This window comes from Aeromonas sp. FL131, assembly GCF_049860615.1.
Lineage (GTDB): Bacteria > Pseudomonadota > Gammaproteobacteria > Enterobacterales > Aeromonadaceae > Aeromonas > Aeromonas hydrophila.
On record NZ_CP187595.1, the window covers coordinates 17,047 to 29,914 of the forward strand.

General features: G+C 61.2%; 12 protein-coding genes. 9 read left to right on the top strand and 3 right to left on the bottom strand.

Annotated elements, in window-relative coordinates; all coding sequences use genetic code 11:
- Positions 1–215 precede the first annotated feature (215 nt).
- Positions 216–1,568, top strand: a complete 1,353-nt coding sequence (gene rlmD / locus ACPW75_RS00115; protein ID WP_077095150.1) for a 23S rRNA (uracil(1939)-C(5))-methyltransferase RlmD — start codon at positions 216–218, stop codon at positions 1,566–1,568.
- 205 nt (positions 1,569–1,773) lie between these two features.
- On the top strand, positions 1,774–1,956 hold the full coding sequence (locus ACPW75_RS00120) for a DUF5363 family protein (protein ID WP_077095149.1): 183 nt from the start codon (positions 1,774–1,776) through the stop codon (positions 1,954–1,956).
- Here the strand turns inward: ACPW75_RS00120 and tppF are convergent.
- Positions 1,925–2,542, bottom strand: a complete 618-nt coding sequence (gene tppF / locus ACPW75_RS00125) for a type IVa pilus pseudopilin TppF (protein WP_011707416.1) — start codon at positions 2,540–2,542, stop codon at positions 1,925–1,927. The two genes, ACPW75_RS00120 and tppF, sit on opposite strands and share 32 nt — an antisense overlap.
- A gap of 40 nt (positions 2,543–2,582) precedes the next feature.
- Between tppF and ACPW75_RS00130 the strand changes: the two genes are divergently transcribed.
- From ACPW75_RS00130 to deoD, 7 genes are all read left to right on the top strand, one after another.
- Positions 2,583–3,371, top strand: coding sequence for a TatD family hydrolase (locus ACPW75_RS00130; protein WP_060390690.1), 789 nt, complete (start codon positions 2,583–2,585; stop codon positions 3,369–3,371).
- 213 nt (positions 3,372–3,584) lie between these two features.
- Entirely contained in the window at positions 3,585–4,859 is a 1,275-nt protein-coding gene (locus ACPW75_RS00135) for a NupC/NupG family nucleoside CNT transporter (protein ID WP_011707414.1), read from the top strand.
- Positions 4,860–4,982: 123 nt separating this feature from the next.
- Positions 4,983–5,153 (top strand): XapX domain-containing protein, encoded by a 171-nt coding sequence (locus ACPW75_RS00140; RefSeq protein WP_005305103.1) that lies wholly within the window; start codon positions 4,983–4,985, stop codon positions 5,151–5,153.
- 391 nt (positions 5,154–5,544) lie between these two features.
- Positions 5,545–6,318 carry a deoxyribose-phosphate aldolase gene (gene deoC, locus ACPW75_RS00145; RefSeq protein WP_077095148.1) on the top strand — a complete coding sequence of 258 codons (774 nt, stop codon included), beginning with the start codon at positions 5,545–5,547 and terminating at the stop codon, positions 6,316–6,318.
- Between the two features lie 109 nt (positions 6,319–6,427).
- Entirely contained in the window at positions 6,428–7,759 is a 1,332-nt protein-coding gene (gene deoA, locus ACPW75_RS00150; RefSeq protein WP_016351989.1) for a thymidine phosphorylase, read from the top strand.
- Positions 7,760–7,773: 14 nt separating this feature from the next.
- On the top strand, positions 7,774–8,982 hold the full coding sequence (locus ACPW75_RS00155; protein ID WP_011707411.1) for a phosphopentomutase: 1,209 nt from the start codon (positions 7,774–7,776) through the stop codon (positions 8,980–8,982).
- A 77-nt stretch (positions 8,983–9,059) separates the two neighbouring features.
- Positions 9,060–9,776 (top strand): purine-nucleoside phosphorylase, encoded by a 717-nt coding sequence (deoD, locus tag ACPW75_RS00160; protein WP_011707410.1) that lies wholly within the window; start codon positions 9,060–9,062, stop codon positions 9,774–9,776.
- A 69-nt stretch (positions 9,777–9,845) separates the two neighbouring features.
- Here deoD and ACPW75_RS00165 read toward each other — a convergent pair whose 3' ends face one another.
- Together ACPW75_RS00165 and ACPW75_RS00170 are read right to left on the bottom strand one after the other, a co-directional pair.
- On the bottom strand, positions 9,846–12,092 hold the full coding sequence (locus ACPW75_RS00165) for a sensor domain-containing diguanylate cyclase (RefSeq protein ID WP_077095147.1): 2,247 nt from the start codon (positions 12,090–12,092) through the stop codon (positions 9,846–9,848).
- Positions 12,093–12,145: 53 nt separating this feature from the next.
- Positions 12,146–12,754, bottom strand: a complete 609-nt coding sequence (locus tag ACPW75_RS00170; RefSeq protein WP_017411238.1) for an AhpA/YtjB family protein — start codon at positions 12,752–12,754, stop codon at positions 12,146–12,148.
- Positions 12,755–12,868 lie beyond the last annotated feature (114 nt).

The following is a 12,868-nucleotide window of genomic DNA, read 5'->3' on the forward strand; positions in this document are numbered from 1 at the left end:
GTCACCATGCCCTCTTATTAGGACAGCCCCTGAATCGCGCCGGGGGATTCCGGCTTTTTCGGCAGATAACGCTAGGCGGGGCAATGTCCTCGGTCTTGTTGCTGTTTTATGCCTGCAATTTGGCCGGATCTCCGCTAAACTCTGCCACCTTTTCTTGATGGGGCTGGCCGGGCCGGTTCCATCGCCCCTCTTTATATGTACTTTTGGAGCCGCTCATGCCGTTAGTGGGACATCAACACCAGATCGAGATCCTGGAACTGACCGACAAAGGAGATGGCAAAGGACGCCTGTTCGACCGCCCCCTGTTTGTCGAAGGTTTGCTGCCCGGTGAGCAGGCGCTGGTGGAGCTGACCGAGGTCAAGCCCAACTATCTGCACGGCAAGGTGACCGAGCTGCTCCAGCCCTCCGCCGATCGGGTCGCCGACTTCTGCCCCAACACCGAATGCGGTGGCTGCCAGGTGCGCCCGCTGGCCTATCCGGCCCAGCTCAAGCTCAAGCAGGCGCTGGTGGAGAGTGCGCTGGAACAGGCCGGGCTGGGTGATACCACCGTCAGGACGATCCTCGGCATGGACAGCCCGTTTGCCTATCGCAACAAGGCCCAATATGCGGTGCGCGGTTGTGACGCCGGCGCCGAGATCGGCTTTTATCGCAAACACTCTCATGACCTCATCACCGCCGATGATTGCGCGGTGCAAGATTCCCTGCACGTGGAGCTGAACGCCCGGGTACGCAACTGGATGCGCGAGCACGACATCGCCGCCTATGACGAGGTAAACCACACCGGCTGCGTGCGCAACCTGATGACCCGCAAGGGTTTCAAGAGCGGCGAGCTGATGGTGGTGCTGGTGACCCTGGGCGAGGAGCTGCCGTTCGAAGCCGAACTGCTGGCGAGCTTAAGCGATCTGTCGGTTACCACCCTGGTGCAGAACATCAACGAGGAGCGCACCAACCGCATACTGGGTGCCACCAACCGGGTGCTGCTGGGTGAAGGGGTGATCCGCGACAAGATCCACGAGCTCGAGTTCGAGATCTCGCCACTCTCCTTCTTCCAGAACAACCCGAGCCAGACCGATGTGCTCTACTCCAGCGCCCTCGAGTATGCCGAACTGACCGGCAACGAGACGGTGTTCGACATCTATTGCGGTATCGGCACCATCTCCCTGTTCCTGGCCGGCAAGGCTGCCAAGGTGGTGGGGATCGAGTCGGTGGAGAGCGCCATCAGCGATGCCCGTCGCAACGCCGCCCTCAACGGCATCGAGCACACCGAATTCCACGTCGGCAAGGCCGAGCAGCTGATGCCCGAGCTGCACGCTCAGGGCGTGACTGCTGACGTGGTGGTGATGGATCCGCCGCGCAAGGGCTGTGACAAGGCCGTGCTGCAGACCCTGGTGGCCATGGCGCCGCGCCGGCTGGTCTATGTCTCCTGCAACCCGCAGACCCTGGCCCGCGATCTCGCCTGGCTGGTCAAGCAGGGCTTCGTGCTGGATGAGGTGCAGCCGGTCGACATGTTCCCGCACTCCATGCACGTGGAAGCGGTTGCCCGCCTGAGCCTGCCGGCCAAGGGCTGATCGCCGTTGGACATGCTCCCTCGTGTCAGCCGTCTGAGCCTGTCCACACAGGCGTGAATTGAATTAGCCAGATGGCTCTGATAAAAACGACTCCAAATGGAGTCGTTTTTTTATACCTGTCATTCCGGTATCGAGTCGTGGCATTAGCTGATTCGGAGCAGATAGGCAGAAACGGCAAGGGGACGACAGAGACGAGGAACAGACCATGAAAGGCATCTTGTTACGCTGGCTGGCTCGCTACGATGGCTGGTGCGAGGAGTGGGGACTCACACCGGAGAACCGGCGCTGCTGCGTGCCGGTGCGCCGCGAGCAGGATGACGCGCCGCAGACGGAGCGGCAGGGCGAGTCGGAATCGCTCACTGGAAATTGCGGGTCACGGCACCAGTGACGCTGTTGTAGTCGAAGGAGAGGCCAGCTGGATAGGCCGGGAAGCGGCCGATGGAGTCACGCAGGGTATAGCGGCAGTTGCTGTGCGGCTCCCCATCCGCATCTACCTGGTTGGCAGGCAGTTCGCTGGACAGGTAGTCGGCGTTGAGCTGGATCTCGGGATCCTGATCGACCGAGGCGACGGTATAGCTGCTGTCCAGCAGTCCCTGAAACAGTAGGCGGCAGTCTGACTGGTTGCTCACCGAGATGTAGTCACCCTGACCTGCGACATAGGGCTCATCTATCCCCTTGCGGCCCTGATCTTCGTCGGTGCCGGCGGGCCAGCCATAGCGGTTGATGTCGAGATTGCGCTGCCCCATGCTGCCGAGATTGTAGAGCGCCTGATCCTGCGCCTTGACCGCCCAGCCGGCATGGGCCAGCTGCACCGCGCTGGCAAAGCTGGTGGCGGTGGTGGCGACCGTACTCTTGAGAGCGTCATCCTTGAGATTGATGAAACGGGGCAGGGCGGTGACGGCCAGGATCCCCAGCACTATGATGACCAGCACCAGTTCTATCAGGGTAAAGCCGTGGCTTGTGCGTTTCATCATGATATGGACCCATTAATTACGACAAACAGGTGAGAGCGACATGCAACTGATCGACACCCATTGCCATCTCGATTTTCCGGTCTTCGATCCCGATCGGGCGGCGCTGCTGGCCGAGTGCCGCCAGCTGGGGGTGAGCGAGTATATCATCCCCGCCGTGGGAGAGGAAAACTGGGGCCGGGTGATGGCGCTGGCGGCAGAGCACGACGGTATTTCCTATGCCCTGGGTGTGCACCCCTGGTATGTGGGGGGGCAGACTCCGGCGGTATTGACCCGGTTGCGACGACTGCTGGCCGAGCGTCCACGCGGGCTGGTGGCGGTGGGCGAGTGCGGGCTGGATCTGCGCTCTCATGTGCCACAGGAGGGGCAACTCGAGATGTTCGAGGCTCAAATCAAGCTGGCTATGGAGCATGAGCTGCCCTTGATCGTCCATTCGGTGCGTGCCAACGACACTGTCGCCAAGATCCTCAGGCGCCTGCGTCCGGCCAGAGGGGGCGTCATCCACGCCTTCAGCGGTTCTCTGCAGCAGGCAGAGGCGTTCTGGCAATTGGGATTTCGGCTCGGTATCGGCGGGGTCATCAGCTTCGAGCGGGCCAACAAGACCCGAGAGGCTGTGCGCGACATGCCGCTGGAATCCTTGCTGCTGGAAACCGACGCCCCCGACATGCCGCTGCAGGGTCAGCAGGGGGCGCCCAACACCCCCGCCAACCTGCCGAAAATTGCGCAACTGCTGGCCGATTTGCGGCAACAACCGCTGGCCCATGTTGCCTCGGTGTTACGTGAATCCACTTTGCACGCTTTCCAACTGGGCAAGTCACAAATTAACAGCTGATTAACTATTGATAGCGGCATGATAAAAAACGGGATAAGTAAAAATCGTTTGCGGTCTAATTTGACGACCCCTAGCGCATTTCATGCTTATAAAATGTGACCAGCATTCTACTTTGTCGCACCGTAATTAGTATAATGCGCACCCTTGATTGATGGCTTTGAGATACAAGTTGTTAACAAGCTGGAAGGTGCTACTAAAGAGGAAGTGTTAATAATGAATTTGATAATGGGTCTGGTAGGGATGGCAACGCTCGTCCTTATCGCGGTGCTGTTCTCCAGTAATCGCAAAGCAATAAAAATTCGCACCGTTGTCGGTGCCTTTGCAATTCAAGCTGGACTGGGTGCATTCGTGCTGTACGTCCCGGTTGGCCGAGATATTCTGGTGGGTGTATCCGATGCCGTTTCCAGCGTCATCGGTTATGGCCAAAACGGTATCGAATTCCTGTTCGGTGGTCTGGTCAGCAACAAGATGTTCGAAGTATTCGGTGGCGGCGGCTTTATCTTCGCCTTCCGCGTATTGCCGGTCATCATCTTCTTCTCCTCGCTGATCGCCGTTCTTTATTACCTGGGCATCATGCAGTGGGTCATCAAACTGCTGGGTGGTGGCCTGCAAAAAGTACTGGGCACTTCCCGTACCGAATCCCTCTCCGCTACTGCCAACATCTTCGTGGGTCAGACTGAAGCCCCGCTGGTGGTGCGTCCCTTCATCTCCAAGATGACTGACTCCGAGCTGTTTGCCGTCATGTGTGGTGGTTTGGCCTCCGTTGCCGGTTCCGTACTGGCTGGCTACGCCTCCATGGGCGTCAAGATGGAATACCTGATCGCCGCCTCCTTCATGGCCGCTCCGGGTGGTCTGCTGTTCGCCAAGCTGCTGGTGCCGGAAACCGAGACCCCGAGCTACGACGAGAACAATGCCGATGGCGAGCTGGAAGACAAGCCTGCCAACGTGATCGATGCCGCTGCCGCCGGTGCTTCTGCCGGTCTGCAACTGGCCCTGAACGTCGGTGCCATGCTGCTGGCCTTCATCGGCCTGATCGCCATGATCAACGGCATCTTCTCCGGTGTGGGTGGCTGGTTCGGTTATCCGCAGCTCTCCCTGGAACTGCTGCTGGGCTGGATCTTCTCCCCGCTGGCCTTCCTGATCGGGGTGCCTTGGAGCGAAGCCATCGTGGCCGGTTCCTTCATCGGTCAGAAACTGGTGGTCAACGAGTTCGTGGCCTACCTGAACTTTGCCCCGTATCTGAAAGATGAAGTGCTGATCAATGGCGTGGCCATGTCCGACCACACCAAGGCCATCATCTCCTTCGCCCTGTGCGGCTTCGCCAACCTGTCCTCCGTTGCCATCCTGCTGGGTGGTCTGGGCTCCATGGCACCGAACCGTCGCGGCACCATTGCCAAATTTGGTCTGAAAGCCGTACTGGCTGGCTCTCTGTCCAACCTGATGTCTGCGACCATCGCAGGCTTCTTCCTGGCGCTGTCCGGCATGTAATATCGCCTGACTGTCAGGGTAAAGACGAACGCCACAGCGAGAAGCTGTGGCGTTCGCGTTTGGGGCGGTGACAACCGTTTTCCTTTCTAAACTAATAATAAAATGAGTCAAATCGGAGGTTATATGAATGAAGTGCTACTGGCGATGGCGGCCGGCTTTATCGTTGGCTTGTTGTTTTCTTTCCTCAAATTGCCGATCCCGGCCCCGCCCGTGTTGTCCGGGGTAATGGGGATCGTCGGAGTCTATCTGGGGGGGCTGGCATACTCCTGGATACTCACTCGCTTCTTCTCTTAACGCACTTTTCAGTACCGGATTTGCCAGATGTGAGGTACCTCTGAAAATGGCAAATCCGGCTTGCAAACAAGGGGTATCTCGGCTGAAATAGGCATTGCCAGCAGGGTGCTGGCATTGACTAATGCCCGATGAAATCGGGTGTTGGCGGTCAAATGGAATTGATTGGGAAGTCGGGTCAGACCTTGTCTGCCTTTCTCAAGTCTTCATGGAACCAAGTCCGCACTTTTGTAAGAAAGTGACAGGGCTCTTGCCTTATTTGCAGCCTCATTGCCCGTGCAATTGCGCTGCAATTCCATTCCCGTTTCTTTGGGAGTCGTGTCTTGCCGGTTGCGTTGCGACAGGCGGACCCATGCCCTGGAATCCGGACTAAATCGAGACTTTGGAGAACAGAATGACTGATCTGAAACTGGCCGCTCAGCGCGCCCTGAATCTGATGGACCTGACCACCCTGAACGATGACGACACCGATCAGAAGGTGATCGACCTGTGCCATAAGGCCAAGTCACCGGCTGGCCTGACCGCCGCCGTCTGCATCTACCCCCGTTTTATCCCTATCGCTCGCAAAACCCTGCGTGAGATCGGCGCTGCCGACGTACGCATTGCGACCGTGACCAACTTCCCGCACGGCAACGACGACATCGAGATCGCCGTGGCCGAAACCCGTGCCGCTGTCGCCTACGGTGCTGATGAAGTGGACGTGGTGTTCCCGTATCGCGCCTTCATGGCCGGTAATGAACAGATCGGTTTTGATCTGGTCAAAGCCTGTAAAGAGGCCTGCGGTGCCAACGTGCTGCTGAAAGTGATCATCGAAACTGGTGAACTTAAAGAAGAGGCGCTGATCCGTCGCGCTTCCGAAATCTGTATCGATGCCGGTGCCGACTTCATCAAGACCTCCACCGGCAAGGTGCCGGTCAATGCGACTCCGGAAGCGGCGCGGATCATGATGGAAGTGATCAAGGCCAAGAATCCGAAAGTCGGCTTCAAGCCTGCCGGTGGCGTGAAAGATGCCGCCGTTGCCGGTCAGTACCTGGCCATGGCCGAAGAGATCCTCGGCAACGACTGGGTATCCGCCCGTACCTTCCGCTTTGGTGCATCCAGCCTGCTGGCCAGTCTGCTGGCCACTCTGGGGCATGGCGACAAGCCGGCCAACACCAGCGGTTACTAATAGGTTGATGAGAGGGCGGACGGCTGTCCGCCCTGTTAGCCCCCACCATGCGGTGTGTGGGCAAGGATTCAGGCTTGTGTAACGCCAGCAATGGCGGAGGGAATGAAAGATGTTTTTGCCTCAAGAAATTATTCGCAAGAAGCGCAACGGTGAAGCGCTCAGTACCCAAGAAATTCAATTCTTCGTTCAGGGCATTACCAACAACACCATCGGCGAGGGGCAGATCGCCGCGCTGGCGATGGCGGTCTACTTCAAAGACATGACCATGGATGAGCGGGTTGCCCTGACCTGCGCCATGCGCGACTCCGGCATGGTGCTAACCTGGGATCACCTCAATCTGGGTGGCCCGATTGTCGACAAGCACTCCACTGGCGGTGTGGGTGATGTGGTCTCCCTGATGCTTGGCCCGATGGTCGCCGCCTGCGGCGGTTTCGTGCCGATGATCTCCGGCCGTGGTCTGGGCCACACCGGCGGTACCCTCGACAAGCTGGATGCCATTCCCGGCTACCAGACCTCGGTCGACAACGATCGTTTCCTGAAAGTGGTGAAAGAGGCTGGTGTCGCCATCATCGGCCAGACCGGCGATCTGGCCCCGGCTGACAAGCGTATCTATGCAGTACGGGACATCACCGCCACCGTTGAATCCATCGCGATGATCACCGGCTCCATCCTCTCCAAGAAGCTCGCCTCCGGGCTCGAAGCGCTGGTGATGGATGTGAAAGTTGGCTCCGGTGCCTTTATGCCGACCTTTGAAGCCTCCGAAGAGCTGGCCAAGAGCATAGTCGCGGTGGCCAACGGTGCTGGCTGCCGTACTTCGGCGCTCTTGACCGACATGAACCAGGTGCTGGCCTCCAGCGCCGGCAACGCGGTGGAAGTGCGTGAAGCGGTGCGCTACCTGACCGGTGAATACCGCAACCCGCGCATTCACGCCGTGACCATGGCACTGTGTGCCGAGATGCTGATCTCCGCCGGCCTGGCCAGCGATGACGGCGAGGCCCGTCGCAAACTGCAGGCGGTGCTGGACAACGGCAAGGCGGCCGAGATCTTCGGTCGCATGGTGACCGGCCTCGGCGGCCCGGGCGACTTCATGGAGCGCTACGATCACCACCTGCCGAAAGCCGCCATCGTGCGCCCCGTCTATGCTGCCAACAGCGGTTTCGTGACCGCCATGGACACCCGTGAACTGGGTCTGGCCGTGGTCGCCATGGGCGGTGGCCGTCGCGCTGCCGGTGACAAACTTGATTATGCGGTCGGTCTGACCGACTTTATCCGCCTGGGTCAAAGCGTCGAGGCAGACAAGCCGCTCGCCCTGATCCACGCTCAAACTGAAGAGCAATTCGCTCAGGCTGCCAGCATGGTGCAGGCCGCCGTCAAGATCGGTGACACCCGACCAGAGGCGCTGCCCGAGGTCTACCGTCGCATCGGTCTGGCTGATTTGTAACAAGGGGAAGTCCCATGAAACGTACCTTTATTCTGATGATGGACTCTTTCGGTATTGGCGCTGCCGCCGACGCCGACAAGTTCGGAGATGTGGGCGCCAATACCCTTGGCCATATCGCCAAGGCCTGCGCCGCCGGTGAGATCGAAGGCCGTGGCGCCCTCAATCTGCCGAACCTCAGCAAGCTGGGTCTGGGTCACGCAGGCGAACTCGCCAGCGGCACCTTCCCGGCCGGTCTGAACAAGGACATCGACGTGGTCGGCGCCTACGGCTTTGCCCAGGAGCTCTCCTCCGGCAAGGATACCCCGTCCGGTCACTGGGAGATCGCCGGTGTGCCCGTGCTGTTCGAGTGGGGTTACTTCCATGACCACCACAACAGCTTCCCGCAGGAGCTGCTGGACGCCATCGTCGAGAAGGCCGGTCTGCCGGGGTATCTGGGCAACTGCCACGCCTCCGGTACCCAGGTGCTGGATGATCTGGGCGAAGAGCACATGCGCACCGGCAAGCCGATCCTCTACACCTCTGCCGACTCCGTGTTCCAGATCGCCTGCCACGAAGAGACTTACGGCCTCGAGAAGCTCTATGAGCTGTGCCACATAGTGCGCGAGCTGCTGGAGCCCTACAACATCGGCCGCGTCATCGCGCGTCCGTTCGTGGGCAGCGGCAAGGGCAACTTCAAGCGCACCGGCAACCGCCACGACTACTCCGTGCTGCCGCCGGCACCGACCGTGCTGGACTACATGAAGGAAGCGGGCGGCCAGGTGGTCTCCATCGGCAAGATCGCCGATATCTATGCCCAGCAGGGCATCACCAAGCAGGTGAAGGGGACCGGTCTGACCGAGCTGTGGGATCGTACTCTGGAAGAGGTGAAAGCGGCCGGTGACCAGACCATCGTCTTCACCAACTTCGTCGACTTCGACTCCTCCTACGGTCACCGTCGCGACGTGAAGGGCTACGCCGATGCGCTGGAGTATTTCGACTCCCGCCTGCCGGAGCTGTTCGAGTTGCTGGAAGATGGCGACGTGGTAGTGCTGACCGCCGACCACGGCTGCGATCCGACCTGGGGTGGTACCGATCACACCCGCGAGTACATTCCGGTGCTGTTCTACGGCAAGCCGGTCAAGGCCGGCTCCGTCGGTCGTCGCGAGACGTTCGCCGACATCGGCCAGAGCATCGCGGCGTACCACGGCCTGCCCAAACTGGCATACGGTACCAGCTTCCTGTAATTTACCCGCCCGCCGCCTCGGCGGCGGGCAACCAATAAAGACAATAAAACTCAACCTAGTGTGAAGGAATCAAGAGAATGGCAACTCCTCATATCAATGCGAAAGATGGCGCCTTTGCTGATACCGTGCTGATGCCGGGCGACCCCCTGCGCGCCAAGTACATCGCCGAGACTTTCCTGGAGAACGTCGAGCAGGTGTGCGACGTGCGCAACATGTTCGGTTTCACCGGTACCTACAAGGGTCGTCGCATCTCCATCATGGGTCACGGCATGGGCATCCCGTCCTGCTCCATCTATGCAAAAGAGCTGATCACCGATTACGGCGTGAAGACCCTGATCCGTGTCGGTTCCTGCGGAGCCGTGCGTGAAGACGTGAAACTGCGTGACGTGGTGATCGGCATGGGTGCCTGTACTGACTCCAAAGTGAACCGTCTGCGCTTCAAGGATCACGACTTCGCCGCCATCGCCGACTTCGATCTGGTTGCCAATGCCGTACAGGCCGCCAAGAACAAGGGCGTCGCCGTGCGCGTGGGCAACATCTTCTCCGCCGACCTGTTCTACACCCCGGACCCCTCCATGTTCGACGTCATGGAAAAGTACGGCATCCTGGGTGTCGAGATGGAAGCCGCCGGCATCTACGGCGTGGCTGCAGAGTACGGTGCCAAGGCACTGACCATCTGCACCGTCTCCGACCATATCCGTACCGGTGAGCAGACCACCTCCGAAGAGCGTCAGCTGACCTTCAACGACATGATCGAAATCGCGCTGGATTCCGTCCTGCTGGGCGACAACTAATCCCCCTCGCGCATGAATAATGACAACGGCGGCCTTCGGGCCGCCGTTTTGCATTGCAAGGATGGCAGCTCAGAGGTCGAGGGCGAAGCGCCCCTTGCCGGCCTGCTTGGCTTGGTACATGGCGCTGTCGGCCCGGTGCAGCAGATCGTCGATGTGACAATACTGGCCCGAGTGACAGAGCGCACCGCCAATGCTGCCGGCGAGGGGCAACAGGTGGCCGGCCACGTCGGCCGGCACCGCCATGGCCGCCAGCAACCGCTCGCACAGGGCGGGCAGCTCGAGCTCTGGCTGGCGCAGGGCCGGCAGTATGATGGTGAACTCGTCGCCAGCCAAGCGCGCCACCATGTCGCCGGGGCGTACCTCGGCACTCAGCACGCTGGCGAAGCGTTGCAGCAGAGCGTCGCCGACGTGATGGCCGAGCTGATCGTTGATCCGCTTGAAGCCGTCGAGATCGAGAAACAGCAGGCCCAGGGTCTCGGCATTCTGGCGCACCCGCTCCAGCTCCCGGGAGAGGCGCAGGCTGAAGGCGCGCCGATTGGGCAGGCCGGTGAGGGGGTCGTGGGCCGCCTCGTGCTCCAGCTGGTTCTGCAGCGCCTTGAACTCGGTGATGTCGCTGCCGAGAATGTAGACCCCCGGCTCATCGCCCCGGCTCGGGATCATGGTGATCCTGAGATCGCGCGGGCCGATGGGCAGCTCGAAACGGTTCTCGAAGCTCACCTGCTCGCCGGCGAGGGCCCGTTCCAGATGGGCGATGGCCCGGCCGTAGGCCGCGTCGCCGATCACCTCCCGCACGCTCATCTCCCGCATCCGCTCGGTATCGAGCCCGAAGTAGCGGCAGTAGGCCTGGTTGGCGAACAGGTAGCGCCCCTCGGGCGAGACCATGCTGATGGTGACCGGCAGGCCGTCGGTGATGGCCCGCAGCCTGGCCCGCCCGCGCTCAATCTCGGCCAGCACCTGGCGGCGAGCCGTGATGTCGTGCAAAAACAGGGCGATGCGCACCTTGCCGTCGAACTGGTAACGCTCGGCAATCACCTCCACCGGGATGCGCCGGCCATCGTGGGTGCCGATCTCGCACTCCAGACGGCGCGCAGCACTCTGGGGATGGGTCAGCTGGGCCAGCAGGGGGTGAGCGCTGCCGAGCAGGGCGGGCAGGGTACGCCCCAGCATCTCTTCGGGGTGCCAGCCAAGCAGGGTGGTGGAGGCCGGGTTCCAGCCGGTGATGACCAGCGCCTCGTCGAGTTCGAGGAAGGCGTTGCTGGTGTGTTCCAGCATGTGCTGCAGGCGGCGCTGCTCTTGCCACAGGCGCTGCTGCATGGCGCCGCGCTCCTGCATCTCGCGATGCAGTTGCTCCACCGTGCTCGACAGCTCGCGGGTGCGCTCACGGACCTGCCGCTCGAGCCCCTGCTGCAGTTGCAGCAGCTCGGCTTCGGCCTGCTTGCGCTCGGTAAGGTCGGCGAACACGGCGATCAGGTGCGGCGCCATGGTGCGGCTATGGCACAGGGTCACGCTGAGCTGGACCCAGCACTGGCTGCCGTCGGCCCGGATCATCCGCTTCTCCAGCCGGTAGTCCTGCCGTTGCCCCGCGAGCAGGGCGTTGAACAGGGGCAGCTCGCGCGGCAGATCCTCGGGATGTGTCATGGCGTGCCAGGTGCGGCTCAGCATCGCCTGCTCGCTGTAGCCGAGCAGCCGCTCCAGCCCCGGGTTGGCCCGCAGCCACTTGCCTTCGAGGGAGGAGAGGGCCATGCCCACCGACGACTGGTTGAAGGTGAGGGTGAACAGGTGATCCTTGTCCTCCAGCACCTGATTGAGGCTGCGCACCTGATGGCGCCGCTCCAGATCGTGCAGGGTGTTCTCCACCAGGCGGCCGAAGTCATCGAGATCGCGGCAGGCCTCCTGGTCGAGGTGACGCGGGGCATGATCCACCAGACAGAGGGTGCCGAGCACCACGCCATCCAGCGCCCGCAGTGGCCGCCCGGCATAGAAGACCACGTGCGGCTCCTCGGTCACCAGCGGGTTGTCGGCAAACCGCGGGTCGAGCCGGGCATCCGGCACCTGCATGATGTCGGGACGCAGGATGGCGTGGCCGCAAAAGGAGTGCTCCCGGCTGATCTCGCACAGGGCGACGCCGGTGCGGGCAAGAAACCACTGCCGGTTCACGTCGGTCAGCGAGACCATGGCGATGGGCAGCGAGAAATGGCGGGTAATGAGCCGGGTCAGGCGATCCAGCTGATCGATGGGCTCGCGGTCAAGCAGGCCGAGGATGCGGAGTCGTTCCAGTCGACTCTCTTCATCCAGCGGCAGAGAGGGGGCAATCATACAGCGCTCCTGCTGGTGGCATTGCCAGTTTCGGGTCGGGGGATCGCGCCGCCTTATTGCGGCTCGACCGGTTTGCTTTTCTTCTTGTGCTTGCGCACCCGCATGTAGTTGCGACGGATCCCGTAGGAGATGAGCAACCCGGCCAGCAGGGCGACCAGCAGCATCAGCCGCTGCTTCTCCTGTACCACCTTGAGTCGGGTATCCTTGTCCGCCAGCATCTGCTGCTCTTCCAGCGTAATGCGCAGATACCCCAGGGTCTGCTCCCCATCCAGGATCTCCTGCACGAACTGGATGCGCCCCTTGCCCTGTTCCGGTATCGACTTGTTGCTGTCGCCGATGGGCAGCAGGCTGTCCAGCGGCACCGCATTGTCCGACTGGGCGAGGGGGATGCCACGGGCATCGTAGAGGGTGACATCGAGGATCTCGGGCTCGGCGGCCAGATCCTGGGCCAGCCGCTCCAGCTCGCTGTTCTTGTCCTCCTTGAGCCAGCGCTTCATGTCGCGGGCAGCGTAGGCCACCAGCGCCTGGGCCCGGTTGCGTGCCTCGCTGTGCAGCGAAGCCTGGCTCTCACCCTGCATGTGGATGAGTACCGCGAGCACCCAGAGCCCGAGCAGGACGCCGGCACCGAGACTGAGCACGCGTTTGATGGGGAGATGACGCAAGCGTTGAGCCTTTTGCTAACAAGGGGTGGCGGGATCTTGGCGCTTGCCTGTACAAAAAGCAATACGCTACTCTGGGCCAGCATTGTTAACCCCATGATCACCAAGGAAGGCGTT

Coding starts and splice junctions, on each gene's coding strand:
- tppF (WP_011707416.1), bottom strand. CDS start 2,542: ATGATGAAACGCACAAGCCACGGCTTTACCCTGATAGAACTGGTGCTG.
- deoD (WP_011707410.1), top strand. CDS start 9,060: ATGGCAACTCCTCATATCAATGCGAAAGATGGCGCCTTTGCTGATACC.
- ACPW75_RS00130 (WP_060390690.1), top strand. CDS start 2,583: ATGCAACTGATCGACACCCATTGCCATCTCGATTTTCCGGTCTTCGAT.
- ACPW75_RS00140 (WP_005305103.1), top strand. CDS start 4,983: ATGAATGAAGTGCTACTGGCGATGGCGGCCGGCTTTATCGTTGGCTTG.
- ACPW75_RS00135 (WP_011707414.1), top strand. CDS start 3,585: ATGAATTTGATAATGGGTCTGGTAGGGATGGCAACGCTCGTCCTTATC.
- ACPW75_RS00165 (WP_077095147.1), bottom strand. CDS start 12,092: ATGATTGCCCCCTCTCTGCCGCTGGATGAAGAGAGTCGACTGGAACGA.
- ACPW75_RS00120 (WP_077095149.1), top strand. CDS start 1,774: ATGAAAGGCATCTTGTTACGCTGGCTGGCTCGCTACGATGGCTGGTGC.
- deoC (WP_077095148.1), top strand. CDS start 5,545: ATGACTGATCTGAAACTGGCCGCTCAGCGCGCCCTGAATCTGATGGAC.
- rlmD (WP_077095150.1), top strand. CDS start 216: ATGCCGTTAGTGGGACATCAACACCAGATCGAGATCCTGGAACTGACC.
- deoA (WP_016351989.1), top strand. CDS start 6,428: ATGTTTTTGCCTCAAGAAATTATTCGCAAGAAGCGCAACGGTGAAGCG.
- ACPW75_RS00155 (WP_011707411.1), top strand. CDS start 7,774: ATGAAACGTACCTTTATTCTGATGATGGACTCTTTCGGTATTGGCGCT.